We start from the raw sequence: 14,925 nt of genomic DNA on the forward strand, positions 1-14,925 counted from the left end.
GGGTTCCTTAGTATCGACTAATTAAGGGCAGGCTAACCACAATCTAGTCGAAAATGTCGGCTCATCCAAACGATTTGCCGGTCACTGATCTGTGATCTTGCCGATCCTTTCCGATGTCTGCCGCTGGATCCGGGAGAGCATACCGCTCATCCCTCGCAGCCGCAGCGGGCTCACCAGATCCGTCATCGACAGACGCAAGGGCAGGTCGGACGGGATGGACAGGACAACCTCGGCGGTCTGGTCATTGAGCCCTTCGTGAAGAATCCCGGCGAAGCCACGCGTCGTCGGCGCCTCGGGAGGTGCCGAGAAATGCAGCTTCACGATTGCTGAGTCACCCTGCTCGGGGTTCTCGACCTCGGTGACGAGGAAGATCGGTGACTGGCATTCGGGCACCGGTTCGAGCAGTTCGGGGTGATCGGTGTAGCGCGGTGGCAGCTCGGGCAGCTCAGAAGCGAACTCGAGCAGCAGCTGCAGCCGGTCGCCGGATTCGGTGTCTGCGAAGTCAGTGACGATTTCGGCCAGACTCTCCGGCAGGTCCGAGGTGTCTGGGGTGTCTGTGTCGGCAGCCATCAGCGGGTCGGCACCTCGCCGGCTTCTGAGCCGGTGACGATGGGAACGCCGACGACGTTGCCCCACTCGGTCCAGGAACCGTCGTAGTTGCGGACGTTGGTGTAGCCGAGCAGATGCTGGAGAACGAACCAGGTGTGGCTGGAGCGTTCGCCGATGCGGCAGTAGGCGATGACTTCGTCGGCGGTGCCGAGTCCGGCTTCATCGGTGTAGATGGCCTTGAGCTCCTCGGCCGATCTGAAGGTGCCGTCTTCGTTTGCGGCCTTCGCCCAGGGCACCGATGCTGCGGTGGGGATGTGTCCTCCGCGCAGTGCGCCCTCTTCGGGGTAGGCGGGCATATGAGTGCGCTCTCCGCTGTATTCTTCGGGACTGCGGACATCGATGAGGGGACGTTTGCCCAGGCTGTCCCTGACCTCGGGCAGGAAGGCACGCAGGGTGGCATCATCACGGTCGACGACCGGGTATTCGGTTGGCTCCGGGCGTGGCTTCACCGTGGTCAGTTCGCGCTCTTCGGCTTGCCACTTGGAGCGGCCGCCGTCCATGAGGCGGACATCTTCGTGTCCGAACAGCGAGAAAACCCACAGGGCGTAGGCGGCCCACCAGTTGGATTTGTCGCCGTAGAAGACGATCGTGTCCTCTCGTGAGATGCCCTTGGCGGACATGAGGGCGGCGAAGCCTTCACCGTCAACATAGTCCCGGGTCACCCTGTCGTTGAGTTCGGTGTGCCAGTCGACCTTCACCGCTCCGGGGATGTGTCCGGTCTCATAGAGGAGGACGTCCTCATCGCTTTCGACGATGACCAGTCCGGGTTCACCTGCATGTTCGGCCACCCATTCGGTGCTGACCAGGCGTGAACCGTCTGCGTATTCGGCGAATTTGGCCGTGGAATCGGCCGGGATCGCTGTGCTCACTCGTTCCTCCTCGTGAAGATTGTGATCTTGTGGTTCATGGTGCGTCTGTGTGGCTCAACGCCACTGTCCACCAGCATATTCCTCTTCAGCAGTGACCGATCTCGGGGTGTCGCAGGTGAGATCAAAGCCTCACAAGTCAGACGGGAGGCTGCTGGCAGGTTTCGTGAGTCAGCTGCGTGCGAAGAATGTCTGCAGGGACGAGATGAACGTCTGTGGCTTTTCGGAGTGGACCCAGTGGCCCGAGCCTTTGACGGTGAGCAGGGTTGTGCGCGGGAAGAGGGAGCGCATAAGCGGCAGGTCGTCACGGGAGACGTAGTCCGATCTCTCGCCGGCGATCCACAGCACGGGACCGTCGAAGGTGGCCTCCCCCATGTCGGGGAAGTCACCGATCTCAGGCAGGCTCTCATGCAGCAGGGTCAGATTGGGCTGCCAGGCATATCCGGCCGAGGTGGTGCGCAGGTTCTGCAGCAGAAATCCTCGGATCGTGTCCTCGGGGATCTTCTCCTGCAGAGCGTCGTTGGCGGCCGAGCGGGACTCGATCTGGTGAAGGTCGAGTTCGGCCAGGCTTGAGAGCAGGTGTTCGAACACTCCGAGCGACCCGCCCGCGGTGGGTGCGATGTCCACGACGACGAGGCGGTCGATGAGCTGCGGGTGACGCAGCGCCAGGACCATGGCGACCTTGCCGCCCAGGGAATGACCGACCAGGTGCACGGGCAGGTCATCGGGATCGGTCACCTCGGCGATCTTTGCGGCGATGGAGTCGGCCATGTCCACGTAGCTGAAGTCCTCGGTCCAGTCCGAGTCACCGTGGTTGGGCAGGTCGACGAGCAGGCTCGAGTAGTCGGGCTCGAGGGCCTTGGCGTTCGAGGTGAAGTTCTTGCCGCGGCCGAAGAGACCGTGGAGGAACACGATGCGGGCACCGGTGGTGCCGATGAGTCTGGTGGCGATGTCTCTCACGCCATCAGCCTACCCGGGACGTCTCACCGGGTCATTTGCTGCTGGTGACCGTGTCTTCCAGGGCCTGCAATGACCGGTCGAGGTAGTCGGGGCTGACGACGGGGAAGCCGCCGAACTCGTCTCGTATCTTTCGTGTTGTGCGTGACCAGTCATAGGTCAGTGACACCTTTGTCCCGGTGTCGGGTCGGATCACGCAGCACTGCGAAGATCGAGTGGGCGGGGGCCTCGATGGTGCGTGTGCGGATGATGTGTTCGTTGGGGTATTTCGCGGCTTCAGGCATGTGATCAGCCTATTCACCGGGTTTCGGCTTGGGAAGAGATACTCGAAGGTAGGCTGAACCCATGCACTTCTCCGAATACGACACACGACTTGCCGGGTACGCGGTGATCGTCAACGACGATAAGGAAATCCTGCTCAGCTGGTTCAACGGCGGCAATGAACCGGCCCATGCGCTGTGGACTCTGCCCGGCGGTGGGATCGAGTTCCACGAGAGCATCGAGACCGGCACGATCCGTGAGATCAAGGAGGAGACGGGCTTTGATGCCGAGCTCGTGCGCCCCCTCACGACCCACACCTTCACGGAGAACCGCAGCAATGTCTCCCGTCGCAGATCGACACCGCGCCCGTTCAAAGGCGTACGGGTCGTCTACGAGGCTCGCATCACGGGTGGCACACTGGGCACGCTCGAGGTCGACGGCACGACAGATCGGGCGGAATGGTTGGCCATCGATTCGCTGGACGAGGTGCGCCACGCCCGCATCATCGACATCGGTCTTGAGGCGTGGCGCGGCGCAGTGTGAGGAAGGTGCTGGCTACTTGAGTTTGTCGGCCACGAGGTCGGGCATCTTCTCCGCAGCGTAAGTGGCCGAGAGCACCGAGTTGAGCGAGAATGCCTGGCGGACATCGTTGAGGTCTTCGGTCAGCACCAGGCTGTGCCCGTCTTCGACGGCTGGGATGCGTTTGAATGCGGCGTCCTTGGTGACCTCGGTGTCGGGAATGTAGATCGGGAAGGCCACGAGCAGGTCCGCGTCGAGAACTTCGAGTTCCTCCTCGGAGACGGTGGCGGTGAAGTTGTCCGACTTAAGCGCTGCGACCTTCTCTGACTGTTTGAAACCGAGCTGTTCCATGAACTGCACGCGCTCGGATCCTTCGACGTAGGCTCCCCAGCCTTCCGAGGTTTTGGCCGCCACGCTCACAGACTTTCCGTCGAACTCCGGATGGGCCTCACGCACGGATTCGAACTTCTCATCGAGTTTGCCGAGCACCTTTTTGCCCTCGTCTTCTTTGCCCAGGGCTTGGGCAATGAGATCGACCTGCTGGTCCATCGTCGTCAGGTAGTTGTCGCCGCCTTCGGGTGCTCCCACAGTTGGTGCGATCTCCGAGAGACGGTCGTAGCGCTTCTGTTCACCGGAACTCTTCGTGTCGAGGATGAGGTCGGGCTCGAGTGCCGCGATCTTCTCGAAGTCGGGTTCCATTGTGTCGATGATCTCCGGAGCCTGGTCGTAGAGATCTTCGGCCCAGGGACCAACACCCTTGCCGCCGAATTCCACCCAATCGGAGGCACCGACGGGCTGCACGCCGAGGGCCAGTGCGGTCTCTGCATCGCCCCAGCCCAGGGCCACGATCTTCTTCGGGTCCTTGGGAACCTCGACGGAACCGAATTTTGTGTCGATGCTGGTACCGGAGCCGGCCTCTTCTCCCCCACCGCCGCTGCCACCACAGGCAGTGAGCAGGAGTACTGAGGCGAGCATGGGGGCGAGAATTCTGCGCATGAGATCCTTCTTTTTGAGTTAGGCGAGCCTAGCTTAACCCATCCGAGAGGGTCTCGGCGACGCTCAGATGCGTTTGCTCCGGGCGTGCTCAGGTGTGATCTCGAGACCTTCGACATCCATCTCCTCGAGGCCCACAATGCGTGAGCGGTGACCCGTGACCAGTCGGTGGATGAGCCACAGCAGCAGGAACGCAGGCAGTCCGATGTAGGCGGAGGCAACTTCGAGGACGCGTCCTTCGACGATCGCCTGCACGTTCTGGCCGATGATGACGATCACCAGCATGACCAGGGCGATGATCGGACCGATCGGGAACAAGGGCGCTCGATACGGCAGGTCCGCAAGGTTGCGTCCCTGCCTGATGTAGGCGCGACGGAAGCGGAAATGGCACCAGGCGATGCCGACCCAGACGATGAATCCGGAGAGGCCGGAGACGTTGATCAGCCAGGTGTAGGCCCCGCCGTCGCCCATCACCTCCGAGAGGAAGCCGAAGAGGCCGATGACCGCGGTGGCCAGCAGCGCCATGACGGGTACGCCACGTTCATTGAGTCGGGCGAACAGCCTCGGCGCGGTTCCCTCCTTGGCCATTGCATAGAGCATCCGGGTCGAGGCGTAGAGACCGGAGTTGCCGGCGGAGAGGATCGCGGTGAGGATGACGGCGTTCATCACAGAGGCGGCCACGGCGATTCCGGCGCGTTCGAAGACGAGGGTGAAGGGCGAGGCCGTGACATCCTCGCTGTTGGCCGACGCCAGCAGCGAAGGGTCGGTGTAGGGCAGGAGGAAGCCGATGATGACGATCGCACCGATGTAGAAGAGCATGATGCGCCAGAACACGGTGCGGATGGCTCGTGGCATGTCGCGGCGAGGGTTGGCGGACTCGCCTGCGGTGACACCGACGAGCTCCGTGCCCTGGAAGGAGAATCCGGCGATCATGAACACACTGATGATCGAGACCCAGCCGCCCACGAAGGGAGCTTCCCCGGTCGTCCAGTTGCTGATGCCCGGCGACTGTCCACCGATGATGCCCGTAATCATGAGCACCCCGAGGACGAGGAATGCCAGGACCGCGGTGACCTTGATGGCAGCGAACCAGAATTCGCCTTCGCCGAAGGCCTTGGCCGAGAGGAAGTTGAGTCCCGAGAGCAGGACGAGAAAGACCGCGGCCCAGACCCAGGAGGGAACATCGGGCAGCCAAAAGGACATGATGACCCCGGCCGCGACGAGTTCGGCCGCGAGTGTGATGGCCCAGTTGAACCAGTAGTTCCACCCCATGGCGAAGCCGAATGAGGGGCTGACGTATTTCGAGCCGTAGGTGTGGAAGGAACCGGCCACGGGCAGATGCGTCGACATCTCCCCCAGGGACTGCATGACGAAGAGGACCATGATGCCGATCGCGGCGTAGGCCAGGAGTGCACCGCCGGGTCCGGCCTGTGAGATCGTGCCACCCGATCCGAGGAAGAGGCCGGTGCCGATGGCACCGCCGATGGCGATCATCTGCAGGTGACGTGACTTCAGCCCCCGTTTGAGTTCGCGGTTCTCCCTCGCCGAGGTGGGTGCTGCGTTCATCGTGTCCCTTGACTGTCGTGCCGGCGGGATCCCGTTCGGGCCCCGGCCATTCTTACCACATTCAGGAGTCGACGCCGCGCAATTCGTCCGGTCTGGCCGGATTCCCAGTGGCAGGTGTCGGCAGGCCCCTGGCAAGGTCCGGCCCGAGGTCGGAGATGTTCCGGGCACCCATCAGCCCCATGGCGGTTAAGATCTCAGCCTTGATCAGCTCGATGGCCCTCTCTACTCCGCGCTGCCCTCCGGCCATGAGGCCATAGAGGTACGCCCGGCCGATGAGCACGAAGTCCGCTCCGGCACACAGTGCGGCCACGACATCGGTGCCGGACATGATGCCGGAGTCGAGGATGAGTTCCATATCCTCACCGACTGCAGCCCGGACTTCCGACAGTGCGGTCAGAGAATCGGGTGCCCGATCGAGCTGGCGTCCTCCGTGGTTGGACACGACCAGACCGTCGGCACCGATGGACCGAGCCCTGACGGCATCATCGGCGGTGAGGACGCCCTTGACGAAGAGCTTGCCTTTCCAGTGTTCGCGGATCCATTTCAGGTCATCAAGGTCAAGAGTCGGGTCGAACATGGTCTGCGTCATCTCGGCCAGGGACTGTGAGGTGTTCGACAGCGAGGCGTATTTCGGCGGTTCGGTGGTGAGGAAGTTGAACCACCAGCCGGGCCGGTAGGAGGCATCGAGAATGGTCTTCAGCGTCAGCTTCGGTGGAATCGAAAGCCCATTGCGGTTATCGCGCAGCCGCTGTCCGGTGATCGGGGTGTCGACGGTGACAAGCAGGGTCTCATACCCGCTGGCTTGGGCTCGCTGCAGCAGGTCGAGGCTGCGCTCGCGGTCCTTCCACAGGTAGAGCTGGAACCAGCGTGTGGACCCGGGTGCCGCCTGCGCAACTTCCTCGATGGACCGTGTGCCCATTGTCGATAGGGAGAAGGGAATTCCTGCCTTCGTTGCGGCCCGGACTCCTCCGACCTCTCCCTCGGAATGCATCATGCGTGTGTAGCCGGTCGGTGCGATGCCGAAGGGCAGGGCTGCGTGCTGTCCGGCGATCGTCGTCGACGTGTTCGGAGCGTCGACTCCATGCAGGATGCGTGGCAGGAGTTCGACATCGGCGAAGACCTGCCGGTTCTTGCGCAGCGTGTGCTCATCGAGTGCTCCTCCGTCGACGTAATCGAAGGGAGCGGTGGGTGTCACTCGCTTGGCGATGCGACGCAGGTCCCAGATATCGGCAGCGGAGTCGAGCCGTGCGGCCACCCGGTCGAGTCTGGGCAGTCCGAACTGTAGGAGAGGGGCGAGTTCCTTCATATCGGGCAGCTGGCGTTTCATCGTTCTCCTCGTCGTGAACACGCAATCTCGTGGCAAACACGCAAACTCGTGGTCAATACTGAATGTCGTCGGGCTCGAGGTCCCTGGGACAGCCATGGGCAGTCGGCACCTCTGAGCTGCGAGTCTAACGAGGCATCTGTGTTCGCCGGAACTGGGATCACCATGAGAGATATTCCCAGTTTCCTTCATATGTGGAATTATCTCTTAGACGAATCCCATGTCCGATTTCATCGTGCCCGTCCCCACGGAGCAGTCCGAGACCAGACCGTGGCGCCAGGAGTTTCGCGGCGGCACTGTCGATGACAGGACATTCGCCGAGGTGGCAGTCTCCATTCCCGCTCGGATCAGCTCGGTCGACCTGCGTCTGCCTGCCGAACTCGCGTCTCTGTCAGAGACCGCGATCCGGGCGATTTCCCGACTCGATGCCGAGCACGGTCGCACCCTGATTCCGTTGTCGTATCTGCTGCTGCGCAGCGAATCGATCGCCTCGTCGAAGATCGAGGCCGAAGAGGCACCCATCGATGACTTCGTCAGGGCCTTGCACGGAGCCAAGTCGAACTCCTCGGCCACAGCGATGGCCGTTGCGACAGGGGCACTGGATCTGCTGACATCAGGAGCGATCAGTGCAGATTCGATCTCTCGTGCCCATCGGCTGCTGCTCAAAGACGATACTGGGGAAGATCATCTGGCGGGGCGGCATCGGCCGATGCAGAACTGGATCGGCGGGTCGGATCATTCGCCCCGTGGAGCCCTCTACGTCCCGCCTCCCCCTGAGCTTGTGCCTGGGCTCATGGACGATCTGCTCACGTTTGCTCTGCGCGATGACATTCCCACGATTGCGCAGGCGGCTATTGCCCATTCGCAGTTCGAGGCGATCCATCCCTTCACGGATGGAAATGGGCGCATCGGACGGGCCCTGGCAGCCGGGATTCTCCACTCGAGAGGTGTCACCACGGGGATCACGGTTCCGCTGGCCGCTGCTCTGGTCGAGGTTCGCGACCGCTACTTCGGCGCCTTGAATTCCTATCACCTGGGCAATGCCGGACCTGTCATATCCCTGTGGTCCCGTTCTTCGATCATCGCTGCAGAGGAATCGCAGCTGACCGCGCATCGGCTGGCCGCGCTGCCGGGTGAGTGGGCGGACCTCCTCGGCCATCCGCATGCGAACAGTGCCGCAGCTCGCGTCCTGAGCTACCTCGCATCGGACCCAGTGTTCACGATCGATGACCACGAGAACTCTTTGAACCTGCCCAGCTCCTCGGCGAACCGGGCCGTTTCCGCACTGATGGAAGCTGGCATTCTGCGCGGCCTGACCAGTCGCAAACGCAATCAGATCTGGGGCGCTGGCGACGTCCTGGCAGAGCTCGAGGACCTCAACCTGCGCATCGGCGCCCGGACCCGGGCAGAACTCTGATCAGGATTGGTCGAGGTAGTGCAGGACCGCAGCGACTCGGCGGCTCGTGGTCTCCCCCGCCTGCAGCCCGAGCTTGTCGAAGATCGAGCTGATGGCCTTCTCCACTGAGCTGATGGATACGTAGAGGCGTTCGGCGATACCTCGATTCGACAGACCTTCGGCCATGGCCCGCAGGACCTCGTTCTCCCGGGGAGTGAGCGCGGACAGAGAATTCTGCTGTTCGGAGGAGCTCAGCAGCTGCCGGACGACTTCGGGGTCGATGACTGTACCTCCCTCCGCAATCCTGTTGACGGATTCGAGGAAGCGGTCGATGTCGGTGACCCGGTTCTTCAGCAGGTAGCCGACTCCCACCGTCTCTGTGCTCAGCAGTTCGGTCGCGTATTCGCGCAGAACGTATTGGCTGAGCACGAGAACTCCGATGTCCGGGAACCGCCGTTTGATCTCCAGCGCGGCTTCCAGTCCTTCGGTGGTGTGTGTCGGTGGCATCCTGACGTCGACGATCGCCAGGTTCGGACGTTGGGCTGCTACCGCGGTGAGCAGCTGCTGCCCATCGTCGACAGAGGCCACAACCGCGATGCCCTCGTCCTCGAGCAGGCTGCGCACACCTTCTCGCAGCAGCACAGAATCATCGGCCAAAGCGACTCTCATAGTATCACCATCCCTCGATTCATCAGCGGATTCAGGCATTTCGGCTTCAGGCATAGGGGATCTCCGCTCTCACAGTGGTTCCGACATTCTCGAGGCTTTCAATCGTCATCGTCCCGTCCAAGGCTCCGACTCGACGTGACAGGCCCTTCAGCCCGCCACCGGCAGGATCTGCTCCCCCGCATCCGTCATCGACCACCTCGGCGATCAACATCTGCCCGTCAACGATCACGCTGATGCGAATGTGCGAGGCATTTGCGTGTTTGACGACATTGGTCACAGCCTCACGGACGACGAAATACGCGGCCGATTCGCAGGCCTGGGGCGCCCGTTGGGACGGGACAGCGGTGAGGGTGACCGGGATCGGGCAATGATCGGCGACCCGGTTGAGAACGGTGCCCAGGCCGTGTTCGTCCAAGGCCGTGGGATAGACGCGCCAGGCGACCTCGCGCATCTCATCGATGAGGTCCTGGGACTGGACGAGGGCATCATCGAGGAGAGCGCTGACCTTGTCCTGGTCTTTGGCTCGTTGGGCCCGGGCGATGAGCACGGATAGGGAGACAACGTTCTGCTGCACCCCGTCGTGGAGGTCACGTTCGATGCGTCGACGCTCCTCGTCTATGGCCATGACCACACCGTGGCGGGTCATGAGGAGCTGGGTGATGCGAGTGTGTGGTGCGTTGGGGCGGCTGACCGCCGAATATCGGGAGTCGATTGTCCCATGCAGCCAATTCGCGAGCTCGGCGAGGACGATGACCCCGATGAGATTCGCGGCTCCGTAGAGCACCCCGACGAACAATGTCGGCTGACTGATGGTCCAGAAGTCGAAGCCGATGGTGATGCTGCCACCGATGAACAGTCCCTGGATGAGGGAACCGATCGTGACGAGCAGGAAACCGGTCAGCAGATTGAACACGGGCATGGCGATGAGGCCAGCAACCACACCATTGAAGACGAAGAAGCCGCGCTTGCTCGGAGCCTCGCCCATGACGATGCCGAAGCACCTATCCTGTCGGCTTCTTTCCCAGCCGAGGACCCTGCGACTCAAACGCGACGTCGGTGCTGGGACGGCGGCGAGCAGAAGCGGAAGACACAGAACCACGCCCCAAAGGATGCCGAAGACCGAGGCGACCCAACGGGTGGCGAACATGCGGGACTCTCGGGGAATTCGCGCAGTCAGCGATGTCGGCCAGGGCATAGGTTGATCGTAGCAACGCCAGACGGCCACTCCCATGGGACCGACCGCAATCTCCGCTTCCGGTTTTCCGCATATCCTCGTCCGGACACCTGCACAAGAGACTGCTCCTTGCCACGTTCCGATCTCACCTCCCCGTCCATAGCGTAAGTGGGTATGGACCTTGCTCTCGACATCCTCACCGCTACGCTCCAATCCCCATGGGTCTATCTCCTCATCTTCGTCACCGCCGGCCTCGACTCCCTGGTCCCCATCGTCCCCTCCGAGACGGTCCTCATCACCGCTGCAGCCTATGCCGCGGCCGGCACGCCGACCCCCGTGGGACTTCTCCTGGCAGCGGCCATCGGTGCCCTCATCGGCGACTTCGCCGCCCATCTTGTGGGGCGCGGAGGCGGCTCGCTGGTGCATCGGTGGACCCGCTCGCCGCGGGCCTCGCGAATGGTTGAGCACACCGAAGACATCTTCGCCCGCCGAGGCGGTGCCGCCCTCATCGCGGGACGCTTCGTTCCCGGCGGGCGCACAGCGACAACCCTCACCTCCGGGATCCTGAAGTATCCGCGCACCCGGTTCCTCGCCTTCGACGCCGTAGGGTGCCTGGCCTGGGCCCTGTATTCCACGGGCATCGGTCTCCTCGGTGGTGTGCTCTTCGAAGACCAGCCGCTGCTCGGAGTGGGATTGGGCGTCGGCATCGCTCTGACAATCACCGGTGTAGCCGAACTCACGCGCAGACTCCTGGCCAGGAGGAAAGCCCGAGCAGACGACGTTCGGACGGCACACCGAGGCGCGACAGATTGGACAGTCCCAGCCGTCGACGTGGCATCATGAAAGGGATGTCTCAAGCACTCGTGTGGTATGTCAGTTATGGGTCGAACATGCATCGTGACAGGCTCGCCTGTTACCTGCAGGGCGGCCGTCCCCCAGGTGCCTTCGTCACCTATCCCGGCGCGAGGAACACCGATCCGCCGTTGGCGGAGATGGGCATCGAACTTCCCGGATCCATCTACTTCGCCGGCAGCTCCACCGTGTGGGGCGGTGGAGGAATGGCCTTCTACGACCATCACGCACCGGGACCCACCCCGGCCAAGGCCTATCTCATCACCGCCGAACAGTTCGCCGATGTCGCCGATCAGGAGATGAATCGGCCACCCTCGGCGGCCAATCCGCTGGAGACGCTGGCCTCCGAACTTCCCGTCGGCTCCGCCCGCTCGGTGGGGCCGGGCAAGTACGAGACACTTCTGGTCCTCGACCGCAGAGATGCGATCCCGATGGTGACGTTCACCGCCCCGCACGGATCTGATGCGGTCCCCCACACCATCCCCAATGACCCGTACGTGACGATGCTGCGCCTCGGCGCCGAAGAGGTCAGTGCTGTCGCAGAGATGCCCCAGCTCGCAACTGCACAAGTGTGAGGTCGAGCAGGGGCGTCGGGACACCGAGGCCAGCCGCCGTGCTCGCGAGGTGTCCGAGGATGTGCTCGGTTTCACTGGGCAGACCCGAGGTCACGTCACGGTAGAGCGATGAGGTGAACGCCGACCCTTCGGCGGTGAGCATAGACAGTGTCATGTCCCTGGCCTTGGCCGAAACAGGGTGTCCGCCCGCGGCCGCCACGGCCTCGAGTTCATCAACGATCCTCACGATGTGGGCGTGGCCACCAGCGGCCATGATCGCTCCGACCGGGGCTCGGAACAGGCAGGTGACGACTCCCGCTGCTGCGATGAAGATCCATTTCTCCCATAGCGCGGATGTTATGTCGTCCAGGATCTGCAGTTTGTAGCCGGGAACGTCAAGCGCCTGGGCAATGGTCTCCGGAACGACTCCCCCGTCGAGGTCGCCGATAGTCATGACGGCCAGATCTGTCATCTGGTGGATGGCTCCGTCCTTGATCGTCCCGACGATCTTGACCAGACCGCCCAGCACCTGTCCGGGGAACTCCTCGACCAGCCGGTCGATCTGAGCCATGCCGTTGAGGAACGGAATGATCATCGTGTGCTCGCCGACGGCGGGCCTGATGTCGTTGAGGATCGGTTCCAGGCCGTTGGCCTTGACTGCGACGATCACCAGGTCGAAGGGGGCCTGGTCGGTGCCGTCTGCGGCGAGTTCTGCCGCAGTGAGGACGGGAATGTGATTCGTCCGGTCTTCTCCGGGGGCGACGAAGCGCAGCCCATCGGCGCGTATCATCTCTGCCCGCGCGGCGCGGACCAGGAGTGTCACGTCGCGGTCTGCTTCGAACAGGCGGGTGCCGAATGCTCCACCGGTCGCGCCGGCTCCGGCGATGAGTATCTTCACTGCGTGTTCTCCCATGTCAGTTGGATTCCTTCGTTTTCATACTGCTGGCCTTCTCCCTGCTGGCCCTCACAGTGCTGGCCTCAACCGGCTGGGTTTCACAGTGCCTGCTTGAGTTCCGCGGCTGCGGCCGCAGGGTCGTCTGCCGCGGTCACCGCACGCACGACGACGGCGCGCCGCGCACCTGCAGCTTTAACCTCGTCGAGGCGCTGGCCTGCCGAGATCCCGCCGATCGCGAACCAGGGTTTGGTGGCGATGGAGGCGAGCGCACGCAGGGGGTCAGTGCCGATGGCGGGTCTGCCGGGTTTGGTTGGGGTCTCCCATACGGGGCCCAGACAGAAATAGTCGATCTCGGGGTCCGCCTCGGCGGCCTCGGCATGCGTAATCGAATGGGTCGATCGCCCCAGGATCACATCCGGGCCGAGGACCGCGCGGGCCTGGTCGCTGGTGAGGTCCCCTTGCCCGACGTGGAAGACATCGGCTCCCACGAGGAGAGCCACATCCGCACGGTCATTGACGGAGAACAGTTTCCCGTGACGGTGGGCTGCCTCCCTGAGCACTTCGAGTGCTGCGATCTCGGCGCGTGCCTCGAGGCCTTTGTCGCGCAGTTGGATGATGTCGACACCACCGGCATAGGCGGTGTCGAGGAATTCGGGGAGGTCCCCCTGGGCGCTGCGGGAATCGGTGCAGACATAGAGGCTGGCTTCGCGAAGTCGCTCCAGTCGTGCGGCTCTGTCTGCGGTCTTGTCTGTGTCTCGGACTGCGGCGTCCATTGTCATATCTGCGACCATGCTCCTAGAGTAGAGGAGTTCGCGGGAGCCTCATAAAGAGGCTGAGAGGGCTTTGTGCCGACCGTTCAACCTGATGCGGGTCATGCCGCCGGAGGGAGAAGCACGTGCACGTCGTCATTGTGGGAGCCGGAATCATCGGCTTGTCCACTGCTTGGAAGCTGCGTTGTCGCGGCGTTGGCGTGACCATCGTCGATCCGGATCCCGCCATGGGTGCCTCCCATGCTGCGGCCGGAATGTTGGCCCCGGCCGCCGAGGTGGTGTGGGGTCAGTCTCCCCTATATCCGCTCATGCGTGCCTCAGCAGACCTCTACCCAGGTTTCGCCGCCGATCTCGCTGCAGCCTCGGGTCATGAGCTGGGGTATTCGAGCGCCGAGACGTTCGTCTGTGCCGGTGACCGCGCCGATCTCGCCTCCCTGCGTGAACTCGTCGATCTGCAGACCACCGCCGGATTCGACGTCTCCCTCATCACCGGATCCCGGGCCCGCGAGCTGGAACCGTCCCTGGCACCGGGGGTATGTGGTGCGGTGATGATCCCCGGAGATCATTCGATCGATCCCCGGCGCGTTACCGGTGCACTGCTCGCGGTGCTGCGTGACGATATCGTTCGTGTCCGCGTCGACGCCCTGATCACCGAAGCCGGCCAGACACTCGGAGTGGAACTCGAGGATGGGACGAGGCTGCGCGCCGATCAGGTCGTCGTGGCCGCGGGCAGCGCTTGCAATGACATCTCGGGCGTTCCCCCACTGCCGCTGCGCCAGGTGTGGGGTGAGGTGATCAGGCTCCGTGCGCCTCAGGCCCTGGCCCCGCTGCTGACTCGCACGATCCGTGGTCTGGTCAAGGCCCGCCCCGTCTACATCGTGCCTCGTCTCGACGGTGAACTCGTCCTCGGGGCCACGAGCCGTGAGGACGGGCGGTCAGGGACCAACGCCGGTGGCGTCCACCAGCTGCTCCGAGATGCCGAACGCCTCGCCCCGGCCATCCTCGAGGCCGAGATCACCGATATCACCACCCGCGCCCGGCCGGGCTCACCCGATGATGTGCCGATCATCGGACGCATCGACCCCGGCTGTGTCATCTCCACCGGGTTCTTCCGCCACGGGATCCTCCTCGCCCCACTGGGTGCCGAACTCAGCGCCGACCTCGTGTGTGAGCGCGCACCCCAGTCTGGGCCTCCCGGGGTACTGACCGTAGTGGGACCAGAACGCTTTCACTCATCAACCACCATCCGGCAACCAGCAGGGAGTCATCCATGACCGACACGATCACCATCACGCTCAACGGCGAGCGCCATGCACTCGCCGGACCTACCACCGCCAGAGACCTCGTCTCCAGCATCGTCGACAAGGAACTCACCGCCGAGGGCATTCCCGTCGACGGCAGCCGCCTGGGCATCGCCGTCGCCGTCGACGGTGAAGTCATCCGGCGCGGACAGTGGTCGGACTTCACTCTGCGCGAGGGCCATGGAGTCGACATCGTCACCGCGGTACAGGGAGGCTGAC

General features: G+C 63.3%; 17 protein-coding genes and 1 riboswitch. Of the genes, 6 read left to right on the plus strand and 11 right to left on the minus strand.

The annotated features are described in order from the left end of the window. Nucleotides 1-81: 81 nt before the first annotated feature. The 4 genes from INT40_RS01985 to INT40_RS20895 all read right to left on the minus strand — a co-directional run bounded on the left by INT40_RS01985 (nt 82) and on the right by INT40_RS20895 (nt 2,716). Nucleotides 82-570 carry a SufE family protein gene (locus INT40_RS01985; RefSeq protein WP_101569869.1) on the minus strand — a complete coding sequence of 163 codons (489 nt, stop codon included), beginning with the start codon at nt 568-570 and terminating at the stop codon, nt 82-84. Then, nucleotides 570-1,478 (minus strand): sulfurtransferase, encoded by a 909-nt coding sequence (locus INT40_RS01990; RefSeq protein ID WP_193070697.1) that lies wholly within the window; start codon nt 1,476-1,478, stop codon nt 570-572. The genes INT40_RS01985 and INT40_RS01990 overlap by 1 nt, the downstream gene beginning before the upstream one ends. A 168-nt stretch (nt 1,479-1,646) precedes the next feature. Next, nucleotides 1,647-2,435, minus strand: coding sequence for an alpha/beta fold hydrolase (locus INT40_RS01995; RefSeq protein WP_193095373.1), 789 nt, complete (start codon nt 2,433-2,435; stop codon nt 1,647-1,649). 149 nt (nt 2,436-2,584) lie between these two features. Continuing rightward, nucleotides 2,585-2,716 (minus strand): hypothetical protein, encoded by a 132-nt coding sequence (locus tag INT40_RS20895; protein WP_264298389.1) that lies wholly within the window; start codon nt 2,714-2,716, stop codon nt 2,585-2,587. A gap of 61 nt (nt 2,717-2,777) precedes the next feature. Here INT40_RS20895 and INT40_RS02005 point away from each other — a divergent pair, with 61 nt between their 5' ends. Continuing rightward, the gene (locus INT40_RS02005) at nt 2,778-3,236 is read left to right on the plus strand and encodes an NUDIX hydrolase (RefSeq protein WP_193095374.1); all 459 of its coding nucleotides are present in this window, start codon (nt 2,778-2,780) and stop codon (nt 3,234-3,236) included. Nucleotides 3,237-3,248: 12 nt separating this feature from the next. Here INT40_RS02005 and INT40_RS02010 read toward each other — a convergent pair whose 3' ends face one another. From INT40_RS02010 to INT40_RS02020, 3 genes are all read right to left on the minus strand, one after another. Next, complete coding sequence (locus INT40_RS02010; RefSeq protein WP_193095375.1) at nt 3,249-4,208, minus strand: iron-siderophore ABC transporter substrate-binding protein; 960 nt, start codon at nt 4,206-4,208, stop codon at nt 3,249-3,251. Nucleotides 4,209-4,271: 63 nt separating this feature from the next. Next, entirely contained in the window at nt 4,272-5,771 is a 1,500-nt protein-coding gene (locus tag INT40_RS02015) for an amino acid permease (RefSeq protein WP_193070699.1), read from the minus strand. Nucleotides 5,772-5,832: 61 nt separating this feature from the next. Continuing rightward, nucleotides 5,833-7,098 carry an alpha-hydroxy acid oxidase gene (locus INT40_RS02020; protein ID WP_193070700.1) on the minus strand — a complete coding sequence of 422 codons (1,266 nt, stop codon included), beginning with the start codon at nt 7,096-7,098 and terminating at the stop codon, nt 5,833-5,835. Nucleotides 7,099-7,315: 217 nt separating this feature from the next. On the opposite strand from INT40_RS02020, the gene INT40_RS02025 reads away from it, so the two are divergent. Further along, nucleotides 7,316-8,512: a Fic family protein gene (locus INT40_RS02025; RefSeq protein ID WP_193070701.1), complete on the plus strand. Its 1,197-nt coding sequence runs from the start codon at nt 7,316-7,318 to the stop codon at nt 8,510-8,512. Here the strand turns inward: INT40_RS02025 and INT40_RS02030 are convergent, their stop codons facing one another. Both INT40_RS02030 and INT40_RS02035 read right to left on the minus strand, forming a co-directional pair. After that, complete coding sequence (locus tag INT40_RS02030; RefSeq protein WP_101569918.1) at nt 8,513-9,160, minus strand: response regulator transcription factor; 648 nt, start codon at nt 9,158-9,160, stop codon at nt 8,513-8,515. It abuts the gene before it with no gap. 46 nt (nt 9,161-9,206) lie between these two features. Next, on the minus strand, nt 9,207-10,355 hold the full coding sequence (locus INT40_RS02035; RefSeq protein ID WP_180958878.1) for a sensor histidine kinase: 1,149 nt from the start codon (nt 10,353-10,355) through the stop codon (nt 9,207-9,209). 153 nt (nt 10,356-10,508) lie between these two features. Between INT40_RS02035 and INT40_RS02040 the strand changes: the two genes are divergently transcribed. Together INT40_RS02040 and INT40_RS02045 are read left to right on the plus strand one after the other, a co-directional pair. Beyond that, a complete protein-coding gene (locus INT40_RS02040) occupies nt 10,509-11,177 on the plus strand; it encodes a DedA family protein (protein ID WP_101569860.1) in 669 nt (222 codons plus the stop codon). Between the two features lie 5 nt (nt 11,178-11,182). After that, on the plus strand, nt 11,183-11,761 hold the full coding sequence (locus INT40_RS02045) for a histone deacetylase (RefSeq protein WP_193095376.1): 579 nt from the start codon (nt 11,183-11,185) through the stop codon (nt 11,759-11,761). Here the strand turns inward: INT40_RS02045 and INT40_RS02050 are convergent. Further along, nucleotides 11,715-12,653, minus strand: a complete 939-nt coding sequence (locus INT40_RS02050) for a ketopantoate reductase family protein (protein ID WP_193095377.1) — start codon at nt 12,651-12,653, stop codon at nt 11,715-11,717. The genes INT40_RS02045 and INT40_RS02050 overlap by 47 nt on opposite strands. An 80-nt stretch (nt 12,654-12,733) precedes the next feature. Next, nucleotides 12,734-13,414 (minus strand): thiamine phosphate synthase, encoded by a 681-nt coding sequence (gene thiE, locus INT40_RS02055; protein WP_193095515.1) that lies wholly within the window; start codon nt 13,412-13,414, stop codon nt 12,734-12,736. A 23-nt stretch (nt 13,415-13,437) separates the two neighbouring features. Beyond that, a riboswitch (TPP riboswitch) is annotated at nt 13,438-13,540 on the plus strand. Between thiE and thiO the strand changes: the two genes are divergently transcribed. After that, nucleotides 13,531-14,679, plus strand: a complete 1,149-nt coding sequence (gene thiO, locus INT40_RS02060; RefSeq protein ID WP_193095378.1) for a glycine oxidase ThiO — start codon at nt 13,531-13,533, stop codon at nt 14,677-14,679. It overlaps the preceding riboswitch by 10 nt. Beyond that, entirely contained in the window at nt 14,676-14,924 is a 249-nt protein-coding gene (gene thiS, locus INT40_RS02065; RefSeq protein ID WP_193070706.1) for a sulfur carrier protein ThiS, read from the plus strand. The genes thiO and thiS overlap by 4 nt, the downstream gene beginning before the upstream one ends. Nucleotide 14,925: the final 1 nt, after the last annotated feature.

It is taken from the genome of Brevibacterium sp. FME17, assembly GCF_014897515.1.
Lineage (GTDB): Bacteria > Actinomycetota > Actinomycetes > Actinomycetales > Brevibacteriaceae > Brevibacterium.

Excerpts from the sequence above, each read along its gene's own strand:
- INT40_RS01985 (WP_101569869.1), bottom strand. The coding sequence starts at position 570 with ATGGCTGCCGACACAGACACCCCAGACACCTCGGACCTGCCGGAGAGT.
- INT40_RS20895 (WP_264298389.1), bottom strand. The coding sequence starts at position 2,716 with ATGCCTGAAGCCGCGAAATACCCCAACGAACACATCATCCGCACACGC.
- INT40_RS02005 (WP_193095374.1), top strand. The coding sequence starts at position 2,778 with ATGCACTTCTCCGAATACGACACACGACTTGCCGGGTACGCGGTGATC.
- INT40_RS02010 (WP_193095375.1), bottom strand. The coding sequence starts at position 4,208 with ATGCGCAGAATTCTCGCCCCCATGCTCGCCTCAGTACTCCTGCTCACT.
- INT40_RS02015 (WP_193070699.1), bottom strand. The coding sequence starts at position 5,771 with ATGAACGCAGCACCCACCTCGGCGAGGGAGAACCGCGAACTCAAACGG.
- INT40_RS02020 (WP_193070700.1), bottom strand. The coding sequence starts at position 7,098 with ATGAAACGCCAGCTGCCCGATATGAAGGAACTCGCCCCTCTCCTACAG.
- INT40_RS02025 (WP_193070701.1), top strand. The coding sequence starts at position 7,316 with ATGTCCGATTTCATCGTGCCCGTCCCCACGGAGCAGTCCGAGACCAGA.
- INT40_RS02030 (WP_101569918.1), bottom strand. The coding sequence starts at position 9,160 with ATGAGAGTCGCTTTGGCCGATGATTCTGTGCTGCTGCGAGAAGGTGTG.
- INT40_RS02035 (WP_180958878.1), bottom strand. The coding sequence starts at position 10,355 with ATGCCCTGGCCGACATCGCTGACTGCGCGAATTCCCCGAGAGTCCCGC.
- INT40_RS02040 (WP_101569860.1), top strand. The coding sequence starts at position 10,509 with ATGGACCTTGCTCTCGACATCCTCACCGCTACGCTCCAATCCCCATGG.
- INT40_RS02045 (WP_193095376.1), top strand. The coding sequence starts at position 11,183 with ATGTCTCAAGCACTCGTGTGGTATGTCAGTTATGGGTCGAACATGCAT.
- INT40_RS02050 (WP_193095377.1), bottom strand. The coding sequence starts at position 12,653 with ATGGGAGAACACGCAGTGAAGATACTCATCGCCGGAGCCGGCGCGACC.
- thiE (WP_193095515.1), bottom strand. The coding sequence starts at position 13,414 with ATGACAATGGACGCCGCAGTCCGAGACACAGACAAGACCGCAGACAGA.
- thiS (WP_193070706.1), top strand. The coding sequence starts at position 14,676 with ATGACCGACACGATCACCATCACGCTCAACGGCGAGCGCCATGCACTC.